This window comes from Halosaccharopolyspora lacisalsi (assembly GCF_014137975.1).
Taxonomy (GTDB): Bacteria; Actinomycetota; Actinomycetes; order Mycobacteriales; family Pseudonocardiaceae; genus Halosaccharopolyspora; species Halosaccharopolyspora lacisalsi.
The window spans coordinates 209240-233790 of sequence record NZ_JACGWZ010000001.1; the positions used below are offsets into that span (position 1 = coordinate 209240).

At 70.1% G+C, this 24551-nt stretch carries 21 protein-coding genes; 6 read left to right on the forward strand and 15 right to left on the reverse strand.

Translation table 11 applies throughout. From position 1 onward, the window contains the following. Positions 1-64: 64 nt before the first annotated feature. The 6 genes from FHX42_RS01060 to FHX42_RS01085 form a co-directional block, all read right to left on the reverse strand. Positions 65-1504 carry a GuaB1 family IMP dehydrogenase-related protein gene (locus FHX42_RS01060; RefSeq protein ID WP_182542212.1) on the reverse strand — a complete coding sequence of 480 codons (1440 nt, stop codon included), beginning with the start codon at positions 1502-1504 and terminating at the stop codon, positions 65-67. Between the two features lie 156 nt (positions 1505-1660). After that, the gene (locus tag FHX42_RS01065) at positions 1661-1900 is read right to left on the reverse strand and encodes a hypothetical protein (protein WP_182542213.1); all 240 of its coding nucleotides are present in this window, start codon (positions 1898-1900) and stop codon (positions 1661-1663) included. Positions 1901-2290: 390 nt separating this feature from the next. Then, the gene (locus FHX42_RS01070) at positions 2291-2755 is read right to left on the reverse strand and encodes a DUF4288 domain-containing protein (protein WP_182542214.1); all 465 of its coding nucleotides are present in this window, start codon (positions 2753-2755) and stop codon (positions 2291-2293) included. A gap of 12 nt (positions 2756-2767) precedes the next feature. After that, entirely contained in the window at positions 2768-4384 is a 1617-nt protein-coding gene (locus tag FHX42_RS01075) for a GGDEF domain-containing protein (protein ID WP_328795827.1), read from the reverse strand. A 98-nt stretch (positions 4385-4482) separates the two neighbouring features. After that, on the reverse strand, positions 4483-5880 hold the full coding sequence (locus tag FHX42_RS01080; RefSeq protein ID WP_182542215.1) for a class II fumarate hydratase: 1398 nt from the start codon (positions 5878-5880) through the stop codon (positions 4483-4485). Between the two features lie 119 nt (positions 5881-5999). Next, positions 6000-6791: a S1 family peptidase gene (locus FHX42_RS01085; RefSeq protein WP_328795828.1), complete on the reverse strand. Its 792-nt coding sequence runs from the start codon at positions 6789-6791 to the stop codon at positions 6000-6002. Between the two features lie 260 nt (positions 6792-7051). Here FHX42_RS01085 and FHX42_RS01090 point away from each other — a divergent pair, with 260 nt between their 5' ends. Then, positions 7052-8047, forward strand: coding sequence for an NAD(P)/FAD-dependent oxidoreductase (locus FHX42_RS01090; protein WP_182542216.1), 996 nt, complete (start codon positions 7052-7054; stop codon positions 8045-8047). A 35-nt stretch (positions 8048-8082) separates the two neighbouring features. Here FHX42_RS01090 and FHX42_RS01095 read toward each other — a convergent pair whose 3' ends face one another. Both FHX42_RS01095 and glpX read right to left on the reverse strand, forming a co-directional pair. Further along, complete coding sequence (locus tag FHX42_RS01095) at positions 8083-8832, reverse strand: S1 family peptidase (protein WP_182542217.1); 750 nt, start codon at positions 8830-8832, stop codon at positions 8083-8085. 197 nt (positions 8833-9029) lie between these two features. Continuing rightward, a complete protein-coding gene (gene glpX, locus FHX42_RS01100) occupies positions 9030-10100 on the reverse strand; it encodes a class II fructose-bisphosphatase (protein WP_182542218.1) in 1071 nt (356 codons plus the stop codon). Positions 10101-10258: 158 nt separating this feature from the next. On the opposite strand from glpX, the gene FHX42_RS01105 reads away from it, so the two are divergent. Beyond that, positions 10259-10873, forward strand: a complete 615-nt coding sequence (locus tag FHX42_RS01105; protein WP_328795829.1) for a DUF4245 domain-containing protein — start codon at positions 10259-10261, stop codon at positions 10871-10873. Between the two features lie 61 nt (positions 10874-10934). Here the strand turns inward: FHX42_RS01105 and FHX42_RS01110 are convergent, their stop codons facing one another. The 4 genes from FHX42_RS01110 to FHX42_RS01125 form a co-directional block, all read right to left on the reverse strand. After that, positions 10935-11219, reverse strand: coding sequence for an exodeoxyribonuclease VII small subunit (locus tag FHX42_RS01110; protein ID WP_328795830.1), 285 nt, complete (start codon positions 11217-11219; stop codon positions 10935-10937). Continuing rightward, positions 11216-11641 (reverse strand): hypothetical protein, encoded by a 426-nt coding sequence (locus FHX42_RS01115; protein WP_328795831.1) that lies wholly within the window; start codon positions 11639-11641, stop codon positions 11216-11218. The genes FHX42_RS01110 and FHX42_RS01115 overlap by 4 nt, the downstream gene beginning before the upstream one ends. 84 nt (positions 11642-11725) lie before the next feature. After that, complete coding sequence (gene xseA / locus FHX42_RS01120; protein ID WP_182543428.1) at positions 11726-12955, reverse strand: exodeoxyribonuclease VII large subunit; 1230 nt, start codon at positions 12953-12955, stop codon at positions 11726-11728. A gap of 131 nt (positions 12956-13086) precedes the next feature. After that, a complete protein-coding gene (locus FHX42_RS01125) occupies positions 13087-13608 on the reverse strand; it encodes a lipid droplet-associated protein (protein ID WP_182542219.1) in 522 nt (173 codons plus the stop codon). 119 nt (positions 13609-13727) lie between these two features. On the opposite strand from FHX42_RS01125, the gene FHX42_RS01130 reads away from it, so the two are divergent. Then, positions 13728-14780, forward strand: a complete 1053-nt coding sequence (locus FHX42_RS01130; protein WP_182542220.1) for a 4-hydroxy-3-methylbut-2-enyl diphosphate reductase — start codon at positions 13728-13730, stop codon at positions 14778-14780. Positions 14781-14827: 47 nt separating this feature from the next. Here FHX42_RS01130 and FHX42_RS01135 read toward each other — a convergent pair whose 3' ends face one another. Beyond that, complete coding sequence (locus FHX42_RS01135) at positions 14828-15898, reverse strand: DUF6542 domain-containing protein (protein WP_182542221.1); 1071 nt, start codon at positions 15896-15898, stop codon at positions 14828-14830. A gap of 711 nt (positions 15899-16609) precedes the next feature. Between FHX42_RS01135 and FHX42_RS01140 the strand changes: the two genes are divergently transcribed. Beyond that, positions 16610-19189: a glycoside hydrolase family 172 protein gene (locus FHX42_RS01140; RefSeq protein WP_182542222.1), complete on the forward strand. Its 2580-nt coding sequence runs from the start codon at positions 16610-16612 to the stop codon at positions 19187-19189. Between the two features lie 52 nt (positions 19190-19241). Here the strand turns inward: FHX42_RS01140 and FHX42_RS01145 are convergent, their stop codons facing one another. Beyond that, the gene (locus FHX42_RS01145; RefSeq protein ID WP_182542223.1) at positions 19242-20234 is read right to left on the reverse strand and encodes a LacI family DNA-binding transcriptional regulator; all 993 of its coding nucleotides are present in this window, start codon (positions 20232-20234) and stop codon (positions 19242-19244) included. A gap of 177 nt (positions 20235-20411) precedes the next feature. Between FHX42_RS01145 and FHX42_RS01150 the strand changes: the two genes are divergently transcribed. Beyond that, positions 20412-21830, forward strand: a complete 1419-nt coding sequence (locus FHX42_RS01150; RefSeq protein WP_182542224.1) for an L-fucose/L-arabinose isomerase family protein — start codon at positions 20412-20414, stop codon at positions 21828-21830. An 86-nt stretch (positions 21831-21916) separates the two neighbouring features. Then, positions 21917-23407: an FGGY-family carbohydrate kinase gene (locus FHX42_RS01155; protein ID WP_182542225.1), complete on the forward strand. Its 1491-nt coding sequence runs from the start codon at positions 21917-21919 to the stop codon at positions 23405-23407. Between the two features lie 112 nt (positions 23408-23519). Here FHX42_RS01155 and FHX42_RS01160 read toward each other — a convergent pair whose 3' ends face one another. Then, positions 23520-24464: a DNA recombination protein RmuC gene (locus FHX42_RS01160; protein ID WP_182542226.1), complete on the reverse strand. Its 945-nt coding sequence runs from the start codon at positions 24462-24464 to the stop codon at positions 23520-23522. Positions 24465-24551: the final 87 nt, after the last annotated feature.

The window sequence follows — 24551 nt, forward strand, 5'->3', positions numbered from 1 at the left end:
GGCGTTGTGGTGAACGCGTCGTTGTGGCGGTGTGAGTGCCAGAACGACGCGTTCACTCCGTTGCTCACCAACCGGCGGGGAGAGGGCGCCCCTCGGCGAAGCCCGCGGCGGACTGGATGCCCACGAGCGCGCGCTCGTGGAACTGGGCCAGCGTGCGCGCGCCCGCGTAGGTGCACGCGGAGCGCAGGCCGGAGGTGACGCGGTCGAGCAGGTCCTCCACGCCGGGGCACTGCGGGTCCAGCTTCATCCGGGAACTGGAGATCCCCTCCTCGAACAGGGCCTTGCGGGCCTGGTCGAAAGCGCTGTCGGTGCGGGTGCGGGCGCCGACGGCACGCTTGGAGGCCATGCCGAAGGACTCCTTGTAGGCGTTGCCGCGCTCGTCGCGCTGCAGGTCGCCCGGGGACTCGTAGGTGCCGGCGAACCAGGAGCCGACCATCACCGCGGAGGCCCCGGCGGCCAGCGCCAGCGCCACGTCGCGGGGATGGCGCACGCCGCCGTCGGCCCAGACGTGCTTGCCGTACTCCTTGGCAGCGGCGGCGCACTCCGCCACGGCGGAGAACTGGGGCCTGCCGACACCGGTCATCATGCGGGTGGTGCACATGGCACCGGGACCGACACCGACCTTGATCACGTCGGCACCGGCCTCGGCCAGGTCGCGGACCCCCTCGGCCGTGACGACGTTGCCCGCCACGACCGGGACCTCGGGGTTCACCGAGCGGACCGCGCGCAGCGCGGCGATCATCTTCTCCTGGTGGCCGTGGGCGGTGTCGACCACCAGCGTGTCCACCCCGGCGTCCAGCAGCGCCCGCGTCTTGGCCGCGACGTCGCCGCTGACGCCCACGGCCGCGCCGACGCGGAGCTTGCCGTCGGCGTCCAGGGCGGGGGTGTAGATCTCGGCGCGCAGCGCACCGCGGCGGGTCATGACCCCGGCCAGGCGTCCCTCGGCGTCGACGGCCAGCGCGATCCGCTTGGCCTGGCGGTGCAGGCTCTCGAAGACCTCGCGCGGCTCGGTCTCCAGCGCGAGCACGACGGGGTCGCGGTCGGTGACCTCTCCCAGCCGGGCGAACCGGTCCACGTCCGTGCAGGCGGCCTCGTCCACCACGCCCAGCGGGTGGTTGTTGTCGTCGACGATGACCACGGCGCCGTGGGCGCGCTTGTGCAGCAGGTTGATCGCGTCGGCGACGGCGTCACCCTCGTTCAGCACCAGCGGGGTGTCCCACACGGTGTGGCGCTGCTTGACCCAGGAGACGATCTCGGCGACCGCCTCGGGGGCGACGTCCTGAGGGAGCACGGTCAGGCCGCCCCGGCGCGCGACCGTCTCGGCCATGCGCCGCCCGGCGACGGCGGTCATGTTGGCGACCACGAGCGGCAGCGTCGTGCCCGAGCCGTCGCTGGTGGCCAGGTCCACGTCGAACCGGGACTCCACCCCCGAGCGCCGGGGCGCGAGAAACACGTCGTCGTAGGTCAGGTCGGTGGTGGGCTGCTGCCCGTTCAAGAACTGCACGAGACCTCAGGATACTGCTTCTGCCGACCGTTTCCGAGTGGTAGGCGTCACTGCGGCTGGTGGGCTGAACTCAGTCACGTTCTGTTGGTGCGTGGAAGTACGCCGGGACTGCCCGCCGGAGGCGGGACCCCGGCCTCTGCATCTCTGGGGTCTTTGTCACTTCGCTTCGATGAACAGCAGACGAGCTGTGTCGCCGAACTGCTCCAGGTAACTGGAGTCGCCTCGCTGGTCCACCAGTACGGAGCCGCAGGCTACGTCCGGAAGCCACGGGAGCGGTTCCTCCGCTCCGAGGGCGAACGTGACGTGGAACCCCTGCGAAATCGGCCTTTTCCTGCGGCATGCGTCCACCATGTCGACGTCGCGCTCGTCGTTCTTCGCCTGTCGGGCTTCGAACATGACGGTCCCCGCTCCTGTGCGCTCAAGTTCGGGGAGCAGGACCTCCATGCATTTGCGCCGAGCACGCTCAGTACGCAGATGAGTCGCACGACCGACCGCGGAGATGCTCGTGATCCCCAGCGCCCCCACGGCCTTGGCGAAGTGCAATCCGTGGGATGGATCGGACTCGTGCCAGTGGAGCTGCCCCGTCCGGGCCGCAGCTCGTACAGCGTGGAGCGAAGTTCCCCGGCGTCGGCGAGGTCGACGATGCCGGCGGTGAGGATGTAAGCGCCGACGCCGGGGTCGTACGACTCGTCGACGTAGGCGGAGAGCACCGGCGAACTACGGCGCGAACCTCAGTTCGAGATCAAGTCGTGTCACCCGATCGTGGAAGACGTCCACCGGAAAGCCTTACAGCTCCTCGTCACCGAGCCGGGGCTCGAAGGAGCTGTAGCCGGAGTAGTCGCGGAAGACACGGCTGTAGAGCTCCGAACCGTCGTCGAAGGTGGCGTCCTCGAGCTTCTTGACCTCCACCACGTGCTTGAGCTTCCAGTTGACCAGCCGCTGGTGCTCGTCGTGGTGGCTGGTCTCGTGCTGCTTGCCGTACTCGCGGGCCTTCTCCCGGGCCTCGTCGTCGGACTCGGCGGTGAGCAGGACGAACGACTCCTCGTACCAGGGCTCGTAGTCGGGTGACTCCGAGGAGGACTCGATGACGAGCACGGCCACGTACGACTCGGGTTCGGCGGTGGCGAACACCCGCGGGCGGTGCTCGCGCGGATCGATCGTGCCGGAACCGAGGTCGATCGAGCTGTGGTCGTCCTCGACGAGCTCGTCGGGGAGCCGCTCGATGTTCGGTTCGTCGCCCGGTGTGCTCATGCCCCCATTGTTTCATCCGGCCGGTCCGGGCCGGTTCACCGACGGGGGCGACACGTCGCCTCCCGTCCTGCGCTGCTCGGGTGGAGCCGGGACGTGCTCCTTGCGGTCGAGCATGGCGCGGTCGGCGCCGGCGACGGTGGCCGCCACGTCGGAGCGCGCGTCCAGCTCGGCCCAGCCGACGGTGATCGACACCGGTGTGTCGGCCACCAGGGCCTCCCAGCCGCCCGCCTCCACGGCGGTGGCGACCCGCTTGCCGACCTCCTCGGCGGTGGCCAGGTCGGTCTCGGGCAGCACCGCGACGAACTCGTCCCCGCCGTAGCGGGCGACGAAGTCGCCGTCCCGCAGCGAGCGGGCCAGGATCGCCGCCACCCGTTGCAGCACGAGGTCCCCGGAGAGATGGCCGTAGGCGCTGTTGACCGCCTTGAAGCCGTCGAGGTCGATGACGCCGATGGCGGCGCGGATCCGCTGCTCGGCCAGCTGGGTGATCCGGCGGTCGAAGTGCCTGCGGTTGGGCAGGCCGGTCAGCGGATCGGTGAGCGCCTCCGAGGCGTACTGCTCGACGGTTCGCCGCAGTGCCTCGTGGTCCAGGGATGCCTTGGTCCCGTCGACCAGTCGGTCCCGCAACTGCTCGATCCCCTGGGTGGACACCCGCATCGCCCGGCGGTCGGCCGTCAGGGCCGAGCGGTGGTCGTCGGCCGCCGCGTGGGCGAGAGCGCGTACCCGGTGGATCTCGGCGGAGCCGAGCGTGTAGTGGTTGATCCACCGCCCTGCCAGCCGTTCCAGGGACTCGTGCGGTCGTCCTTCCGCGAGGGCGGCGCACGCCCCGGCCAGCAGTCGCAGGTCGGCCACTTCCCAGCCGCTTTCCTCCACCGTGAACAGGGACGGATCGAAGCTCACGTCCTCACCCAGCGCCGCCAGCCGAACAGCGGCGTAGCCGTAGTAGTGCTGTTCGACGGGCCACATGGCGGCCGGATCGGTGCGTTGCTCCCATGTGGACAGCACTTCGCGCAGGATCCGCGCGCACGCTTCGGTGTCACCTCGGTGGTCCAGGGAGACCGCCCAGCGCACCCCGACCTCGGGCAGCGCGTGGTCGCCGCTGGGCAGGCCGATCTCCTGCCCCGACAGGTAACAGCGTTCGGCCAGCGTCATCGCCTGGGCGTGGAAACCGACGTAGGAGTACGTGACGGCGAGGTCGTGCCAGGCGCTGACCGCGTCGATGCCCGGATGCCGGACCCGGTCGAGCTCGCGGCTGCCCTGGACCAGGTGCCGGATGCAGCGCTGCAACGAGTCCCGGGCGGCGGTGATGCCCGCCAGCGCGTACAGATCGCCCAGCAGCTCGGGGCTCCTGCGGTCGCCGAGCACGTCGAAGGCCCGATCCAGCACCGGGGGGCACTCCTCGGTGCGACCGAGGTTGAACAGGCGGCCCAGCATGACGACCAGGGCTCTGCCGGTGACCAGCGGGTCGGTGGCTCGGTCGGCGATGGCGGTCGTGATGTCGAGCGCACCCTCGTTGTCGCCCTCCCGAATCAGTCGCCGGACCTCGGTGAAGACGGCGGCGCCTTCGCCGTCGGATGTCTTCTCCCGAACCTCCATCACCCCCGCGTGGACACGCTGCTTTCGTAGAGTCACGATAATGCCACCAATGAGTGAAGCAAGTTACCGCGCGGGGCCGTGAGCGACTTTTTCGCCGTGGACCGCCTTCGGCCACTCACGACCCCGTGCTCCCGTCACTGCTCGGGGTGGGCCATTCCGAGCACGTCCAGGGCGGTGTCGAGCTCCTCGAGCGTGAGGTTGCCCGATTCGACGTGGCCGCGTTCCAGCACGATCTCGCGGATGGTCTTGCGCTCCTTGAGTGCCTGCTTGGCCACCGCGGCGGCCTCCTCGTAGCCGATGTAGCGGTTGAGCGGCGTCACGATCGACGGCGAACCCTCGGCGTACTCGCGGGTGCGCTCGACGTCGGCACGGATTCCGGCGAAGACCTTCTCGCCCAGCAGGCGGGACACGGCGGCCAGCAGCCGGGCCGATTCGAGCGTGTTGCGGGCGATGACCGGCAGGTTGACGTTGAGCTGGAAGTTGCCCTGCGAACCGGCGAAGGACACCGCGGCGTCGTTGCCGATCACCTGGGCCACGGTCTGGTGGGTGGCCTCCGGGATGACCGGGTTGACCTTGCCCGGCATGATCGAGGAACCGGGCTGCAGGTCCGGCAGCGCCAGCTCGGCCAGACCGGTGCGCGGGCCGGAGCCCAGCCAGCGCAGATCGTTGGCGATCTTGTTCAGGCTCACCGCGACGGTGCGCAGGTTGCCGGAGGTCTCCACCACGCCGTCCTGGCTGGCCTGGGCCTCGAAGTGGTCGCGGGCCTCGGTCAGCGGCAGTCCGGTGACGCGGGCGAGCTCCTCGGACACGGCCGAGCCGAAACCCTTCGGCGCGTTGAGCCCGGAGCCGACGGCGGTACCCCCGATCGGCAGCTCCCCGAGCCTGCCGAGCCCGGCGCGCAGTCGCTCGACGCCGAAGCGCACCTGGCTGGCCCACGCTCCGGCCTCCTGGCCCAGCGTGATCGGCACGGCGTCCATCAGGTGGGTGCGGCCGGACTTGACCACCTCCGACCACTCGGCGGCACGACCCTCGATCACCTCGGCGAGGTACTCCAGGGAGGGGATGGTGTCGGTCAGGACCGCTTCGGTGGCGGCGATGTGGATCGTCGTCGGGAAAGTGTCGTTGGACGACTGCGAGGCGTTGACGTGGTCGTTGGGATGCACGTCGCGGCCCAGCGAGCGGGTGGCCAGGGTCGCGATGACCTCGTTGGCGTTCATGTTCGACGAGGTGCCCGATCCGGTCTGGAACACGTCGATCGGGAAGTGGGCGTCGTGGCGCCCGTCGGCGACCTCGTCGGCCGCGGCGGCGATCGCCTCGGCCATGTCCTCGGGCAGGATGCCGAGCCTGCCGTTGACGCGAGCGGTGGCGGCCTTGAGCAGCCCGAGCGCGCGGATCTGCGTGCGTTCCAGCCCGTGTCCGGAGATCGGGAAGTTCTCCACGGCACGCTGGGTCTGTGCCCGGTACAGGGCGTCGGCGGGCACCCTGACCTCACCCATGGTGTCGTGCTCGATCCGGTAATTCTGTTCAGTCATGGCGAAAGTGTGGACCGTCCCGGCTGGGTGGGTCAGTATGGGAAGCGCCACGTCACGTCGGTGGGACACGGCCCGGTCGGACCGTGTCACACCGACGAGGTGCGGTTTCGCTCCGCGACTCAGATGCTCGCGTGCTGCTCGATCCAGTCGGTGTAGGCGGTGGCGTCGGTGTAGACCGACGGTGCCGTCCCGCACACCGGTACCGGGCTGCCGAGCCTGCTGGTGACCCCGATGAGCTTCCAGGCGCCCGGCTCTCCCCGCAGCTGCGGCCCGCCGGAGTCGCCGAAGCAGGCGTTGGACAGCGGTTCGGTGGTGCCGGTGCACAGTTCGGTCCCGGAGTCGACACCGCTGAGCGTGCACCTGCCGTCGGCGACCAGCTTGGTGTCGAGCTCCTGCAACTGCTCGGGCGGCTGACCGCATCCACGCGTCCTGCAGGTCACGCCCCAGCCGATGATCCTCGTGGGGGTGTTGGGCGCGCCGGCGGACTCGGCGATGTCCACCGGGTCCGCCGCGACCGTACGATCCAGCTTGAGCAGGGCGATGTCGCCGTTGGGCGACTGCGTGGCGTAGTCGGGGTGAACCACGATCTCGGAGACCCCGGCCTCGGTACCACCGGTGGTGTGGTCCGAGCTGCCGATGCGCAGGCCGAGGTCGCCGGGGTTGGCTCCCTGGACGCAGTGCGCGGCGGTCAGGACCCACTGCTGGTCGATCAGGGAAGCACCACAGCTGTGCTGGCCCGATCGCTGCAGGGAGGCCATCCATTCGTAGGACTCGGTTGCCTCGTGTCCCCCGACGATCATCGTGTTCGGATCGTCGGAGGGTGCGGATGCGGCGCCGGCGACGGCCGGTGTGGCACCGACTGTCATGGCCAGGGCCGCGAAGCCGCCGAGCAGTAGCGCTCGTGTCTTCACCGCGTTCTCCTCTCCCGGACGGTTTCGAGGCAACGTAGATCGTTTGTTACCGGCCAGGTACCGCTGAATACCGGGGTGGATTCAGCGAATCGGCCTATTGCGAGATCGACATCGATGGTCTAGAGGACTCCGGAAGCCGCCCGTCGCGGGGCGAATCGGGCGGACGCTTCACCTGTTTCGGCGAAACCGCGTTCCGGTCACCCCACGCCCGCGGAAAAAGCACTAGGGTGAGGACGACGTCACATTCGAGGTGGTTGCTCATGACGGAGGTGACAGGCGAGCGGGCCTGCCACGAGGTCGACCTGCTCGTGGTGGGCGCCGGACCGACGGGGCTGTTCGCCGCGTACTACGCGGGCTTTCGCGGTTTGTCGGTGGCGGTGATGGACGCGTTGCCGGAACCGGGTGGGCAGGTGACTGCCATGTACCCGGAAAAAATGATCTTCGATGTCGCCGGGTTCCCCGAGGTTCGCGGACGCGACCTCGTCTCCGCGCTGGTCGAGCAGGCCGCCCAGTACGACCCGACCTACCTGCTCGGCCGCCACGCCACCGAGCTCTCCGATGTGGAGGGCGGGCTGCTGGTGGGCACGGCCGAGGGGGTTTCCGTGCGGGCGGGTGCGCTGCTGATCACCGCGGGCATCGGGGAGTTCAACCCGCGCCCGCTGCCCGCCGGGGACGGCTGGGTCGATCGGGGAGTGGTGCACTTCATCCCCGAGCTCAACGCCCACAGCGGACACGACGTGGTGGTCGTCGGTGGTGGTGACTCCGCGTTCGACTGGGCGCTGGCCCTGCACCCGATCGCCCGGAGCGTCACGCTGGTGCACCGCCGCGCCAGGTTCCGCGCCCAGTCGGGACTGGTGCACAAGGTCGAGGACCTCGGGGTTCCGCTGATCACCGAGGCCGAGGTGGCCGAGATCCGGGGGGACGCCGACGGCGTTCACGAGATCGAGCTGGCGCTGTCGGACGGGCAGCAGCGGGTGCTTCCCGCGCAGACCGTGGTCGCCGCGCTCGGTTTCACCGCCGACCTCGGCCCGATCGAGTCCTGGGGGCTGGAGATCGACAAGCGCACCATCGCGGTGGACACCACGATGCGGACCAATCGCGAGCGGGTGTACGCGGCCGGGGACGTGGCGGCCTACCCGGGCAAGGTGCGGTTGATCGCCACCGGGTTCGGGGAGGCGGCCACCGCGGTGAACAACATCGCGGTGGCCACCACCGGAGCGCGTCTCTTCCCCGGTCACTCCACGAACATGGGTTGACCTGCGGTTCGCTGCGCGAGTCCTCAGGGGACTCCCTATCGGGTGCTCCGGGCGATCCAGTGGGAGTAGGCGGCCACGTCGGTGTAGACCGACGGGCCGGTCGCGCAGACCGGGCTGCCGTTGCCGCTGCGGCTGGTGGCGCCGATCAGCTCCCAGCTCCCGGGCGCGCCCTTGATCTGAGGTCCGCCGGAGTCGCCGTAGCACGCGCCGGAGTCCCCGCCGGGATTGTCGGTGCAGATCTCGGTCGAACCGGAGATGCCCCCGCACTCGGCGTCGCCGACGATGCTGGTGCCCAGTTCCTGGAGGGTCCGCGGCGCACCACCGCAACCGCGGGTCGGGCAGGTCTGGCCCCAGCCGACGATCCGGGTGCGGGTCCCCACCGATCCCGACTCGGAGGCGATGTCGATGGGCCGGCTCCGCAGCTGCCGGTCCAGCTGGAGCACGGCGAGGTCACCACCGGGATGGGTCTTGACCCGGGTGACGCCGGCCTGCTCGCCGCCGCTGGTGCGATCGTTGCTGCCGACGCGGACGGTGAACTGCCCGCCGCCCTGAACGCAGTGGGCCGCGGTGACCACCCAGTCGGGCTTGATCAGCGAGGCGCCGCAGAGGTGCCTGCCCCCCGACTGGAGGGACGCGATGAACGAGTACTGCTCGGTGGCGTCGTGGCCACCGATGATCATGGTTTCCGGGGTGTCGGCGGGGGTGGCGACAGCGGGTGCGCTGAGGCCACCGAGGGCGGTGCAGGCCGCCGCGACCACTCCGATGAGCAAAGATCTCTTGCGCATCTGCGTGCATCCTTCCGTGTCTCCGGCGCTGTGAGCCGGCTGGAAACGGAAGGTAGTGAACGTTCCACGGACCAGGGACCCGCTCAGGGAGGTCTCTCCCTCCTCCGAAGGGCCGTTGTCGTCGCCCTTCGCGCTCTTCACGGCCCTTCCGGGTGAGGGTTGGGCAGTTCTCGCCACGACCGCCCAACCCCGCCGGATCAGGGGAGCAGGGGCTGGTGCTCGGAACCACCGCTGCCGAAGTCCACGTCGGAGTACTGACGCAGCTTGCTCAGCCGGTGCGACCCCTCGACCGAGCGAACGGTCCCGGACTTCGACCGCATCATGAGCGACTGCGTGGTGCAGCGGTTCGACTGGTAGTGCACCCCGCGCAGCAGCGGCCCGTCGGTGATCCCGGTGGCGCAGAAGAAGACGTTGTCACCACCGACCAGGTCCGAGGTGCCCAGGATGCGCTCGACGTCGTGACCGGCCTCGGTGACCTGGCGCCGCTCGTCGTCGTCCTTGGGCCACAGCCGCGCCTGGATCTCGCCGCCGAGGCACTTCAGCGCGCAGGCCGTGATGATGCCCTCGGGAGTGCCGCCGATCCCCATCAGCATGTCCACCCCGCTGTTCGGCCGGGCCGCCGCGATCGCTCCGGCCACGTCACCGTCGGTGATGAACTGGATTCGCGCGCCGGCCTCGCGGACCTCGGAGACCAGCTGTTCGTGCCGGGAACGGTCGAGGATGCAGACGGTGACGTCGGTGACGTCGATGTGCTTGGCACTGGCCACGCGCCGGACGTTCTCGGCCACCGGAGCACCGAGGTCGACGCTGCCGGCCGCCTCCGGCCCGACGGCGAGCTTTTCCATGTAGAACACGGCGGAGGGATCGAACATCGCGTTGCGCTCGGCCACGGCGAGCACGGCCAACGCGTTGGGCATCCCCTTGCTCAGCAGGGTGGTGCCGTCGATCGGGTCGACGGCGACGTCGCACTCGGGGCCGTTGTGGTTGCCGACCTCCTCACCGTTGTAGAGCATCGGCGCCTCGTCCTTCTCGCCTTCGCCGATGACCACGACTCCGCGCATGGTCACCGTGCCGATGAGCTTGCGCATGGCGTCGACCGCCGCGCCGTCGCCGGAGTTCTTGTCGCCGCGACCGACCCAGCGACCGGCGGCCATCGCGGCGGCCTCGGTGACCCGGACCAGCTCCATGGCCAGGTTGCGATCCGGCGCCTCGTGCCGGTCGTCGGTGGAAGTGTCGGGAACGGAAGTGTGGGGAACTGAGGTACTCATGTGATGCCTCCCGATGACGAGCAGGAGCGGCTCGGTTGACGAACCGACCAGTACGTTCCGAGCATGGATTGTGAAGGATCTTCGCAGATCCGGACGGCCGCGGGAGACCCACGTGGGCGAGCCCACCTCCACGCGGCCGCGCGGGTGCACGCGCGGCGGTGGGTGAGAGCATGAGGGGCGTGGCCGAACAGCGCAACCAGCAGTCCGCCGGGGGACGGCCGTCCCGAACCGTGACCTCGATGCTGTTCTCGATGTTGCCCCTGGTGCTGGTGGTCGCCGGTGTCGCCGGTCTCACCGGGCAGTGCTCGTTCAGCCCGCTCGGGCCGTCGGTCGAGCAGGGCTCGGCGCCGACCGTCGACGCGACCGCCGAACTGCACGAGGCGGCCCGCCGGATGGACTTCCCGGTGTTCGAACCGCGGCTGCCCGCCGGGTGGCGGGCCAACTCCGCCGACGTCGAGCAGCTCCCCTCGAAGGCCCGAGCGGTGCGGGTCGGCTGGCTGACCGCCGGATCGCACTACATGAGGTTGTCGCAGTCCAGCGCCTCCGAGGCCGAGCTCGTGTCCTTCGAGACCAGACGGTCACCCCGGGCCAGGGGCGTCGTCGAAGCGGGCGGACTGCGCTGGGTCGACTACGACAGCGTCCGCTCGGAACACGCCTGGGTCACCGAAAGGCGAGGCGTGCGCCTGCTGATCACCGGCAGCGGGAGCGACCGCGAGTTCCGCACCTTCGCCACGGCCGTCGCCGGAGCCGCACCCGTCGCACCGCAGCCGTGACGTAGGCGAGCGGCGTTCGTGGTGGCCTCCCCGAGTCCCGCCGCGAGCCGTTGAGGGACCGCTACTCCTCGGCGGGCGCTTCGACGGATGCCAGCGCCCGGTCGACGCGCTCGCGTGCGCCCGCCAGGTGACGTTCGCACACCGCCGCCAGCGCCTCGCCGCGCTCCCACAGGCTCAGGGAGTCCTCCAAGGACAGCCCGCCGGCTTCCAGCTGCCGCACCACCTCGGTCAGCTCGTCACGCGCCTGTTCGTAACCGAGGCCGGTCACCTCGGGGTGGGCGGCCTCGGGGTCGAACTCGTTCTCGTCGCGGTCCTGCTCGTCGCGGTCCTGCTCGTTCGTGGTCACGGGGTTGAACTCTCCAACGTGCTCGGTACGGACACCACAGCCGTGGCGATCGCCCGGTCGTAGCCGGCGAACGCCTCGGCGAACTCGGCACCGTCGCCCTCGCGCACCGCGTCGTTGATGCGCAACTGTGTCTCGGCGACCTTACGTCGATATCCCGCGCCGTGCCCGCACCACCACCGGGTCCCCACGTAGATCGACGTCGCCTCGGCCAGCGCGCGCAGCCGGCCCGGCAGCGCCCGCAGCTCCGGTGACTCGCAGCCCCCCAGCAGGGCGACCCAGCATCCGGCGGCGACGGTTTCGGCCTCCTCGGCGCGTTGGCGCACGGTGTGCGCGGGAACGCGGCCGGAGTCGGCGCTCGCGGAGTTCGTCACGGCCACCGTCAACGGAAGGAACGTGGACTCCTGCTCCGGGTGCGGCACCACGACCTCCCTGTTGGCGTGCTGGACGGACGATGACGGCGGATCACCGAGTGGACGGGTACGGCGGACCTCCGCGGTTCGCGTCGATCACTCCCCGGGGTCGGCCACGACCGCGTGGAGCGATCCGTCAACGACTCGCACCCGCAGTCGGGTTCCCGGCTCGGCGTCGCCGACGGACCGGATCACGGCTGGAACGCCGTCCGGCCCGACGCGCTGCACGATCGCGTACCCACGAGCCAGCGTGGCGGCCGGACCGAGGGTCGTCAAGCGTGATCGTGTCGCGGTCAGCGAGTGCTGCTCGGTGTTCAGCACCGTCAGCACCGCCCGCCGGGAACGTTCCCGCAGCGTGTTCAGCTGTTCCGACCTGCGTTGCAGCGGCCCGAGCGGGTCGGCGAGGGAGGGCCTGCTGCGCAGCGAGTCCAGCAGGCGGCGTTCGCGCTCGACCCACCCCTGGAGCGCTCTCCGGGCGCGGTCGCGCAGCTGGTGGATCCGCTGGGTCTCCTCGGCGACGTCGGGCACGACGCGTTTGCCCGCGCCGGTGGGGGTGGAGCACCGCACGTCGGCCACGTGGTCGAGCAGAGGTGAGTCGGGTTCGTGTCCGATCGCGCTGATCACCGGGGTGGTGCAGGCCGCCACCGCGCGGCACAGCGCCTCGTCGGAGAAGGCCAGCAGGTCCTCGACGCTGCCGCCGCCACGGGCCAGCACGATCACGTCGACCTCGGGGGCCCGGTCGAGTTCCTCCAGGGCCTCGAGGATCTGGGGGACCGCCGTCGAGCCCTGCACGGCGACGTTGCGGACCTCGAATCGCACGGCGGGCCAGCGCAGTTCGGCGTTGCTGAGCACGTCGTGCTCGGCGGCGGAGGCGCGCCCGGTGATCAGGCCGACGCGTCCGGGCAGGAAGGGAGGTGAACGCTTGCGCGCGGGTTCGAACAGCCCCTCGGCCTTGAGGAGCTGGCGCAGTCGCTCGATGCGCGCCAGGAGTTCGCCGATCCCCACCGCGCGGATCTCGTCGACCCGCAGGCTCAGGGTGCCGCGCCCCACGTAGAAGTCGGGTTTGCCGTGCACCACGACGCGACTGCCGTCGGTCAGCGGAGGGTCCATGTCGCGCAGCAGCGACGACGAGCACGTCAGAGTCAGCGACACGTCGGCCGACGGGTCGCGCAGCGTCAGGAACGCCGTCGTGGCCCGGGGACGTGCCGATATCTGCGTGATCTGGCCCTCCACCCAGATCGTGCCGAGCCGCTTGATCCAATCGGCGATCTTGCGGGAGACCGTGCGAACCGGCCAGGGCTCTTCGGGGCTCGTCGGGGAGTTCAGCGCTGCTCCTTGTTGAGGGTTCCTGCGAACGGCTCACGCCGTGGTGCGGGTGGGAGAACCTCGGCCAACGGTGCCGACCGCGTGCTTGGAGGGAAGTGGCTTCGCCGCTTTCCGAGAAGAACCTCGAAAGCCTACTTCGAGCGCAGGGTTTCGATCCTGTTGGACAGCATCCGCTCGAAGTCGGGGCGGCGGTTGTGGGTGCTCTCGTGGTCGAGCAGCCGCTGCAGGTCCGCCTCGGACAGTCGGCGCAACGTGCCGCGCAGCTGGGGGAGCGTGAGCTGGTCGTATCCGGGCAGGGGAGGAGGCGCGGTGTCCGGTTCGGCGGAGCGGGGTTCCTCCCGGACGGAATCGCCCGGCTCGGCGGAGCCGCCGGACTCGGCGGAGCCGCCGGACTCGGCGGAGCCGCCGGACTCGTCCTCGTCGAAGGTGGCCCACTCCGGCTGCTGCTCGTGTCGAGCGCACAGGGACAGGGTCTCGTCTCCCTTGATCGCCAGTTCGGTGACCTGCTGTTGCAGTCGCATGGACAGCTGCAGCGCCTGGCTGGCGACGGTGATCGGCAATCCGACCAGCTGGCGCGGCAGTCGACGGGTCTCTTCGAGTGCCGTGGCCGCGATTCCTGCGGCGACTCGCACGGGCAGCGGGAACGAGGGCATGACCCCAGCCTGCCCCAATCGGTCCGCGGAATCCATCGGCCGGGTCCGCGCGGCGTGAGATCGGTCGCGGCGCGCGCACCGTGCTGACCCGGCCCCGCCAGGTCCGTACCCTGGGTGCCATGACCACCTCGTCTCAGGACGCCGACACCGTGGAATCGGACACCGTGGAATCAGGCGCCGTGGAATCGGGCGCCGAACACTCCTCGGGCAAACGCATCCTGCTGGCCAAACCCCGCGGGTACTGCGCGGGGGTGGACCGTGCCGTGGACACCGTGGAACGGGCGCTGGAGACCTACGGGCCGCCGGTGTACGTCCGCAAGGAGATCGTGCACAACCATCACGTCGTGCAGACGCTGCGGGACCGCGGAGTCATCTTCGTGGAGGACACCTCCGAGGTCCCGGAGGGCAGCCTGGTGGTCTTCTCCGCGCACGGGGTGTCCCCGGCCGTGCACGAGGAGGCGAGCAAGCGCGGTCTGCGCACGATCGACGCCACCTGCCCGCTGGTGACCAAGGTCCACAAGGAGGTCAACCGCTTCGCCCGCAAGGACTACGACATCCTGCTGATCGGGCACGAGGGCCACGAGGAGGTCGAGGGCACCTCCGGGGAGGCCCCCGACCGGGTGCAGCTGGTGGACAAGCCCGACGACGTCGACGACGTCGAGGTGCGCGACCCGTCCAAGGTGGTGTGGCTGTCGCAGACCACGCTGAGCGTGGACGAGACGATGGAGCGGGTCCACCAGCTTCAGGAGCGCTACCCGGACATGCAGGCCCCGCCCAGCGACGACATCTGCTACGCCACCTCCAACCGGCAGGTCGCGGTCAAGGCGATGGCCGCCGAGTGCGACCTCGTGCTCGTGGTCGGTTCGCAGAACTCCTCGAACTCCAAGCGGCTGGTCGAGGTGGCCCTGCAGGCGGGCGCCAGCACCTCGTACCTGGTCGACTACGCCAGCGAGATCGACGAGAGCTGGTTGGACGGAGTGGACACGGTCGGCGTCACCAGCGGTGCCTCGGTCCCCGACGCGCTGGTCTTCCAGGTGCTGGACTACCTGCAGGAGCAGGGCTGGGGCGAGGTCGAGGAAGTCACCACGGCCAACGAGAAGGTCTCCTTCGCGCTGCCGCGCGAACTGCGCAAGGACCTGCCGGAGAACTCGAGCGGCAGCAGCGTCCGGTAAGGCGCCCCGGTGGTGCGGTTCCACGCGGAACCGCACCACACCACGGCTCAGCCGTTGTCGCGCCGTGGGCGCCGGGGACGACCGGGCTGGTCGCCGGAGGGCCGCTGGGGTGGCTTACCGCCGCGCCCGGGAGGCGCCTGACGCTGTTGCCCCGCTCCGCGTCCCGGAGGAGGCTGCTCGTTCCGCTGGGGCTTGTCCTTGCCCTCTCCGCGCGGACGAGAACCCGGTGCGGGCCGTCCCGGCTGCCCGCCCTGCCGCTGCTTGCCCTGTTGGGAGCCGCGTTGCTGTTCTCCGCCCTGGGCCGAACCGCGCGCACGTGCTCCCCGCTTGGACGGCGCGCCGTCCTGCTTGGCCTTCTGCTGCTCCGCGGCCGGCTTGGGACGCTTCTTGTTCGCAGCCGGTTTGGCCGGCTCCCCACCTTCGGCGGGCCTTCCCCGCCCGGACGTGCGCGCGCCGCGTGCCGATCGCTGCCCCGACTCGGGCCCCGACGCGGGGCGTCGCCGACCCTCTCCCCTGGCCGCAGCCGGGCGCTGTTTGTCCTCCGCCGGCCTGCGCTCCGCCTCCGGTGGTTTCTGGCCGACGGGGCGAGGAGCCTTCTTGGTCGGGGCGTCGGAGTCCTCGACGGGGGTCCTGGGCTCGCGTGGCCGGTAGCGCTCCAGCACGAACATGCGCAACAGGCCGATGGCGATCGCGAGTGCCGTGGTGATCGCCATGGCGGGGAAGCCGCTGATCAGTGGGCTGGCCACGGCCAGCACCGTGGCTGTCGTTCCCGCGTTGCTGGGCACGTTGGCGCCGACCATCAGCACGACGAGCGGCATGATGATCGCCAGCACGAGCGGGGGCTGCACCATCGGCCCGAACAGGCTCGTGCGTCGGACCAGCGCGACGGCCAGCAGCGATCCGAGGGCGTAGCAGCACGTGAACACCAGGCCGGGTTCGGACCAGACGAGCACGTCGATCAGCGTGCCCAGCGCGGTCGGAACCACGGCCAGCAGCACCGCCCACCACCAGGGGATGCCTCGGGTGTCGAAGAGGGAACGGTTCGCCCAGTCGGTGGCGCCTTCGTCGCTGTCGGCGTGAGGCGCTGTTGATGTCGGGCGCTCGGGTGTGGCGGTCACGGGTACCAACCGTAACGGTCGGGCAGCTTCGGTAACGACATGTCTCGGGAATACGGCGGTGACAGGCCTGAACCCGCTGCCTCGTTACCCAGGCGTGACTCCTTGGTGATTCGGACGAAAGCGGACGATCGGCTGCGGTCGTGCGAGCGGACTGTGAGGCTTGACACGGTGCTGGGGGTCGTCCTGGTGTTCCGGTAATCGCTTTCCTCGGTTCCCCGGTCAGCGCGGTGGAGTGCTGGTGCGTCACCGCTGTGACGAGGATCGAGCCTCACCCGGTGTCGTGACCCGTTTCGGCGACCGAGTCGGCCGCGGGAAAGTCCGGTAGCGCGTATGCCGTGTCGCATCGGGACCGAGTGTTTTGCCCGCCGGAATAACGGGTTTTCGGAGTCGGCGGGAGGACACGTAGAAGCGGTGTCGGCGAATGTCGCCGATGTCGCGACGAGGAATGAGAACACCTGGATGGGTGATTTCGCTTTTCGCTTCCACCGGCAACCATCATGAGGACGAATTCGGCCGATCGAGTCCATCCGGGGCTCCGGTACGTGTCGGTGTTCCGGGACACCGGGAAGGCGCCTACCTGAACGAGTGATATGAGCGGCCCCGTTCGAGCGAGGGTGGTGAATTCGAGTCGCGCACCGGTGAGTGAACGGGTAGACCCTGTCCGGGAGAGGACGGGTCCTGTGTGGATGCGGTTGTGGGGAGGCTTGCACGATGGCAGCAGGATGGCGGCTGTTTCGGCGGGTGGCGGGTCGAAGTAGGGGAGTCACGGCTCACTTCGGCGTGCTGGCGCTGACTTCGGCGGCGTTGGTCACTCCGGCGGGAGTGGCGACACCCGCTCATGCCGAGCCGGACTCGGCGGACGGGGGAGCGGTTTCCGAACGAACCGTCGGTTGGGAGACCTATCGGCAACTCGACGAACTGACGCGGTCGCGCGGTTCCGAAAGGACCAGGCAGTTCTCCAGTTTCGCGCGCGACGGCAGCAACGACGACGGTTTCGCGGGGACCTATTCCTGTCTGCGCACCACTTCGGAAGGCTGCGTCATCGCCGAGCGCGCGGGTGCCGGTGAGATAGCCTCCATCTGGTTCACCCGGGAACCGCTCGGCGACGTGACCGCGACCGGGAACATCACCGTCGAACTGGACGGCAAGACCGTGCTGGACGCCCCGCTGAGCGACGTGGTCAGCGGGCGGATCGGCGCGCCCTTCGTCTGGCCGCTGGTCGGAAACGCCGATGACACGGAGGGCGGAGCGGTCATCAAGGTGCCGATGCCCTACCGGGAATCGATGCGGATCACCGTGGACGACAACCCGTACTTCTACCACGTCGATCACCGCGTCTTTCCCGACGCCGAGGACGTGTCGACCTTCGATCCCACCGACCCCGCCTCCGACGTCGTCCGGAAGTTGCGGCGATTCGGCATCGACGATCCCAAGCCACCGGCGCCGACGGCCGAGGTGGCCCGCGAGGACTTCTCCCTCGAACCGGGCGAATCCGAGCAGCTGGCGACACTTCGGGGTCCGGCGAGCATCGACGAGCTGCGCCTGCGGATTCCGCAGGTGGCCGCAAGCCCTCGCGTGGTCGACGACGGTCGGGCCTTCGGCGCGGGAGGCGGCAGCGAGTTCAGGGCCGCCGTGGCGCCGAACAACGAGGGCGTGCGGATCACACGGCGTTTCGACCCGCAGATAGGCCACCAGACCGCCACGATGCTGGTGGACGGTCAGCCCGCGGGTGAGTGGCGCAGTGGTCCCGCCGTCGCGGGGCAGTGGGGTACCCAGAACATCGAGGTCCCCGAAAGGATGACCGAGGGCAAGTCCTCGCTGCGGATCACCAACCGGTTCGTCTCCTCCGAGCTGGACTTCAACGAGTTCCGCTACGAGGTGCACAGCTTGGTCGACGGGGAATGGGTGCGCACCGACGTGCTCAATCTCGGCCCCACGCATCCGGGCGAGGAGCAGGCCCACGACTACAGCATCACCAACCAGGTCTTCGAGCGCGACAAGCTGGTCAGCCGCTACCCGACCCCGCCGGAGAAGGTCGCGGCCTCCGACGAGGTACTGCGCTCCACGCGGCTGCGGATCACCTTCGACGGCCACACCACCGTGGACGCCCCGATCGGGGAGTTCTTCGGCTCCGGGCTCGGTGAGTACGACGTCCGCAGGATGATGAGCTCCATCGACGCCGGATCCGGTGGTTGGTACACCTCGTGGTGGCCGATGCCGTTCAACCGCACCGCCACCGTGGAGCTGGTCAACACCGGTGACGTACCGATCGAACGGGCCACGCTGGAGGCCGGCAGCGTCCCGTCCGAGCGGGTCGGCCCCGGCACGGGCAGGGGCTACTTCCACGCCACCCACAAGCGCGGAGCGACGGTGCAGGGCGAGGACTGGAACTTCCTGACCGCCCGGGGGAGCGGCACCTTCTACGGTGTCACGCACAGCATGAGGGGCCGGATCCCGCCGCACGGCAAGGAGAGGACCACCGAGCCGCTGTCCTCGCGCGACCACGCGATGGCCAACATCCGCAACTACCTCGAGGGGGACGAGCGGTTCTACGTCAACGGGTCCTCCAGCCCGTCCTGGCACGGAACCGGGAGCGAGGACTTCTACGAGTCCGGGTGGTACTTCCGGTCGGGCACCACGTACTCCATGCCGTTGGCGGGCAACCCCGCCTACGAGCGCTACGGCGACGGGTGCAAGTACGACTGCACCGGTGCGTACCGGCTGATGATCCCCGACGCCGTGCCGTTCTCCGACGGCATCGTGGCCGGGATCGAACACGGTCCGTCCAACAACGAGCCGGGACTCTACAGCTCGACGGCGTACTGGTACGGCGGTCTGCCCTCCGGTACGGAGCGGACCGACCGGATCGACCTCGCCGACCGGAGCAGTCGGGCGAAGCACTCCTACAAGGCCGGTGGAGAGAAGGTCGAGACGCTGACCTCCACGTTCGTGGGTCTGCGCGATCCGGAGCCACTGACCCGCGAGACCACGACCGCGTCCGGGCGGGTCGGCTTCGAGGTCGACATCTCCGAGTCGAACAACGGGGTGCGACTGCGCAGGCTGAGCGATCAGGCGCAGTCCCACCAGAAGGTGCGGGTCCGCGTCGACGGCAAGACGGTGGGGACGTGGTTGCAGCCACTGGGAAACCGGAGCCACCGCTGGTTGCAGGACGGCTTCGACATCCCGCCCGCCATGACCGCGGGCAAGTCCTCGATCCGCGTCGAGCTCGTCCCCGTCGGGAACGGGCCTGACTGGTCGGCTTCGCGCTACACCGTGTTCTCCCACAAGTGACGCGGTGAGGTGAACGCGTCGTCCCGGCGGTGTGAGTGCCGGAACGACGCGTTCACCCCGATCTGCTGCTGCCGCGGGGGACCAGGTGGGCCGAGAGGGTCGTGACGGTGGTTTCGGTGTGGTCGCCGCCGATGCGTCCGAGGAGCAGCTGGGCGGCCGTCGCTCCCATGTCGTAGGCGGGCTGGGCGACCACCGACAGGGGTGGGTCGATCAGCACGGTCCAGGGGGCGTCGTCGAAGGCGACCACGCCCACGTCCCGGCCCGGACGCATCCCGAGCTCGTCGAGGGCCGCCAGCACGCTCACCGCCATCGCGTTGTTGGCCACCAGGATCGCGTCCGGAGGTTGCCGTTCGGCCAGCAGCGAGTGCGCGGCCTCCGCGGCCCCGGTCGCCTTGAAGTCCGAGCGTCGCACCAGTTCCCCGGAGTCGAGTCCGGCCGCGCGGAGTCCGTCGCGGTAGCCGGCGAGCCGGTCGTCGGCGGTGGGCACGCCCTCCGGTCCGGTGAGGCAACCGAGGCGGCGGTAACCCTGTTCGGCCAGGTGCAGGGTGGCCTCCCTGGCGGCCAGTCGCGTGTCCACCAGGACGGTGTCCCCGCCCGAGCGGGGCAGCGGCCGGTCGATCGCCACCACCGGGGTGTCGTGGGCACGCAGTTTCTCCGCGCTGTCACCCCGTCCCGCGGGGGACAGCAGCACCCCGGCGACCCGCTCCTGCAGCGCCACCTCGACGTACTCGCGCTCCTTGTCGGGATCGTCGTCGGAGTTGCACAGCACGACGGAGTAGCCGGCGTCGTGGGCGACGTCCTCGACACCACGGGAGATGGCGGTGAAGAACGGGTTCTCCACGTCGGAGATGATCAGGGCCAGGACCGCGGTCTCCTGCTTGCGCAGATTGCGGGCGGGACCGTTGGGGCGGTAGCCGAGCTCGTCCGCCGCGGCCAACACCCTCCCCGCCAGCGCGGGGTCCACGGAGTCCTTGCCGTTGAGCGCACGCGAGACCGTGGCGGTGGACACTCCCGCCCGCTCGGCCACCTCGCTGATGGTCGCCACCGCTACCTCCTTCGGGGCGGGATGCCCCGGTTGGCTTGACAGCCGAACGTACTCAGCACGAACATTTCCAGAATAACTGCTGAGAAAACGATTGCTCGCCGATGGGCGCACGGTCGAGCGTGAGCGGGAAGTCTTGGCTCCGACGGCGCGTTCGGCGGTCACAGTGAGGAGGTCGGCGTGGCTCGTATCGGTGTGATCAGCGTTTCCGACGGCCGTGACCACGTGCACGCCCGCAACGCGGAATTCATCCGGTCCAAGCAGGACACACTGGTCGCCGCGCTGCGCTCGGCGGGCCACGAGGTCTCGGTCGGCAGCGAACTGGTGGCCACGAACACCCAGGCCACCTCGGTGGCGCGCCGGGTGGCGGCCTCCGACGTCGACGTGACCGTGCTGTACTACGCGGTGTGGGCGTTCCCGCACTTCACGATGCTGGCCGCCGACGCCACCCGCAGCCCGCTGGTGCTCGTGGCCAGCACCGACCCCACCGAGCCGGGGCTGGTGGGGATGCTGGCCGCGGGAGGAGCGCTGGACCAGATCGGCCGTCAGCACACCCGGGCGTGGGGAGCCCCCGACGACGCCGAGCTCGTCGAGCGGATCGGCGTGCGGGCCGTCGCCGCCTCGGTGGCCTCCTCGCTGCGCGGATCCACCTTCGGCCGCTTCGGCGGGCGCCCGATGGGCATGAACACCGCCGTGGCCAACACCGACCAGTGGCAGCGCCTGTTCGGCATCGACGTCGAGGAGATCGACCAGTACGAGCTGGTGCTGCGGGCGGAGAAGGCCGACGCCGCCGAGGCGCGCAAGGGCCGCGAGTGGTTCGAACAGCACGCGGCCGGGGTGCACTACGACGGCAAGAAGCTCACTCCCGAACTGCTGGAGCGCCAGCTCCGCTCGTACCTGGCCATCCGCGACATCATCGCCGAGCGCGAGCTGGACTTCTCCGGGATCAAGGCACAGCCCGAGCTCACCGAGAACTTCGCCACGATGGACATCACCGAGGCGCTGCTCAACGATCCCTACGACTGGAACGGGCCGAAGCCCCCGCACATCTGCGCCACCGAGACCGACATGGACGGCGCCCTGACCATGCGGTTGATGAACCACGTCTCCGGGACCCCGGCGCTGTTCGCCGACGTGCGCCACTACCACGCCGACCGCGACATCTGGGACCTGTGCAACTCGGGTCAGCACGCGACCTGGTTCGCCGCGCGCAGCGACGACCCGGCCGAGAACCTCTCGCGGGTGCACCTGTACCCGGAGGTGTTCTTCTTCCCCGCGGGTGGTGCCTCGGTCCAGCACATCGCCGCTCCGGGGCGGATGACGCTGGGCAGGCTCACCCGTCGCGACGGCCGGTACCGGTTGCAGCTGATGCTCGGCGACTTCGAGAGCTACGACGAGGCCACCAACGAGGAGCTGGTGCGTCAGTCCACTCCCGAGTGGCCGCACGCGTTCGCCAGGCTGGACGCGCCGGGCGAGGTGTTCCTGTCCAAGTTCGGCTCCAACCACATTCACGCCGTGCCCGGTGACCACCGGGCCACCCTGCGGGCCGTGGCCGAGCAGCTCGACGTCGAGCTGGACGAGTGGACCCGGGAGCGGTAGGGCGACTGCACGACGAGTTGACCCTCGTTGCGCGGTGGACGAGTATTCCGTGAACATCGGCACGGCACGAAGCGGGAGGACGCGGGATGGCGCACGAGGTGCTGCTGGGCATCGACATCGGCACGTCGAGTTCCAAGGGGGTGCTGGTCACCGCCGAGGGGGCCGTCCTCGCCAGGGCGAGCCGGGCGCACGAGACGTCCTACCCGCACCCGGGACGGGTCGAGCACGACGCGGATTCGGTGTGGTGGCAGGACTTCCTCGCGCTGGTCACCGAGCTGTTGCCCGCCGCGGAGGGACGCACGATCTCCGGTCTCGGCATCAGCGGCATCGGTCCCGTGCTGCTGCCCGCCGACGCCGAGGGCACCCCGCTGCGCCCGGCGATCCTCTACGGGGTGGACACCCGCGCCACCGCCGAGATCGACGAGCTCACCGCCGAGTTCGGAGCCGAGACCCTGCTGGAGCGCGGTGGCTCGGCGCTGAGCAGTCAGGCCGTGGGGCCGAAGATCCGCTGGTTGGCCAAGCACGAGCCCCACGTCTACGAGCGCACCGAGATGCTGCTGATGTGCAGCAGCTATCTGGTGCACCGGTTGACCGGCCGTTACGTGCTCGACCACCACTCGGCCAGCCAGTGCGACCCGCTCTACGACCTGCGGGCCGGGGACTGGGCGCACGACTGGGCGCGGCGGGTGGCACCGGGGCTGACGCTGCCGGAGCTGGCGTGGCCGACCGAGGTCGTCGGCCACGTCGGCGCCAAGGCGGCGGCCGAGACGGGCCTGCCGGAGGGGTTGCCGGTCACGGCGGGCACCGTCGACGCCTGGGCCGAGGCCACGAGCGTCGGAGTGCGCCGGCCCGGTGACGTGATGCTGATGTACGGCACCACGATGTTCTTCGTCCAGGTGCTGGAGGACCCCAGCCCGCACCCGACGCTGTGGGGCACCCGCGGCGCCTTCCCGGGCACCTACACCCTCGCGGCGGGGATGGCCACCTCGGGAGCCGTGACGGACTGGTTGCGCAAACTGGTCGACGGCGAGTTCGCCGAGCTCGTCGAGGAGGCGTCCGCGGTACCCGCGGGCAGTCGCGGACTGTTGCTGCTGCCCTACTTCGCCGGGGAACGCACCCCGATCTTCGATCCCGACGCGCGGGGCGTGGTCGCGGGCCTGACGACCGTGCACGGGCGCGCGGAGCTGTATCGGGCGGCGCTGGAGGGCATCGCCTACGGCGTCCGGCACAACCTGGAGGCGATGGGCGAGTCCGGGGCGAGCGCGGGGCGTCTGGTGGCGGTCGGCGGCGGTACGCGGGGCGGCCTGTGGACGCGGATCGTCTCCGACGTGACCGGCAGGGAGCAGCAGGTACCGGCCGAGACCATCGGGGCGTGCTTCGGTGACGCGCTGCTGGCCGGGGTGGGCACCGGCGTCGCGGTCGACCCGGACGACTGGAACCCGGTGACCGAGACGGTCCGGCCGACGGCGGCCGGCACCGAGCGCTACGACGAGTTCTACCGGCACTACCGAGCGCTGTACGAGTCCACCGTCGACACGGCGCACTTCCTCGCCGAACAACAACGCTTCGACGACTGACCGCGGCGGTCCGTGGTCAGCAGCGTTCGGTTTCCCGGGCTTCGATCAGGTCCTGCGCCACGTCTTCTCCTGCTCGTCGTCGTACGTCCAGGGTGGTCACCCGATCGCACGGTCAGTTGTCCTCGGGGGTGGAGGTGGCGTTGCCGGCGACTCCGTCGCCGTCGCGGCGGACGTCGGTGAGGTCACCGGGGGTGTTGGCGGCCTCGGCCAGGGGTTGCACCGCGCTGCGGAAGGATTCGAGCGCGTCGAGTTCGCGGCGGCGGGCCGAGACGAAGCGCTGCAGGTGGGTGCTGGAGAGGTTGACCGCCTCGACCGCGCCGGAGGCGGCGCGCTGCGCGCGCACCGCCTGCGAGCGCGCCTGCTCGACGTCCTCGGCCAGGGTCCGCTCGGTCGCCGCGAACAGCGCGGCCGAGGCCAGCACCGCGAATCCCGTCGGCCCGCAGGGAAAGACCCGCTTGTCCAGCATCCACGACAGCAGCCCCGGATCGGTGTCCAGAGCGGTGATCAGCGCGGCGTCCGAGGGCACGAACATGATCGTTCCGTAGATGGCGTCCGCCCAGCGCTGGTATCCCTTGCCCGCGAGCTCGGAGGCGCGCGAGCGCAGGTTGCGCACGTGCACCCGCAGCGCTTCGCCGCGTTCCTCGGGATCGTCGGTCTCCATCGCCTCCGCCCACACGGCGAGGCTGGCCTTGGCGTCCACCGGCACCCGCCTGCCGCCGCCGACCGTGAGCACCATGTCCGGCCGCGCCGAACCGCCACCGGCGAGGTCGGTCTGCAGGGTGAAGTGCACCTCCTCCCGCAGTCCCAGCGAGCGCGCCGTCTCCACGAGCACCTTCTCCCCCAGCTCACCCCGTCCGGAGATCGAGGCGAAGGTGACCTCGTAGCGGCGCAGCGCCGCCTGCTGCTCGGCCGTGCGGGCGCGTTCGGTCTCCACCATGCGCAGCGCTTCGTCGGTGCGGCGCGCGTTGTCGGTGTAGAGGCGCCAGATCAGCACCAGTGCCGCTGCGAACAACAGCGTCAGCACGACGACCATGGTCGTGAGGAATCCTGAACCCACGTGTGCTCCCTCGACGTGTTCGTACGGAGATCATGCCGGAGAGGCGCCGCGATGTCGCGCACGGCGCACGACGCGCCGAGGCGACGG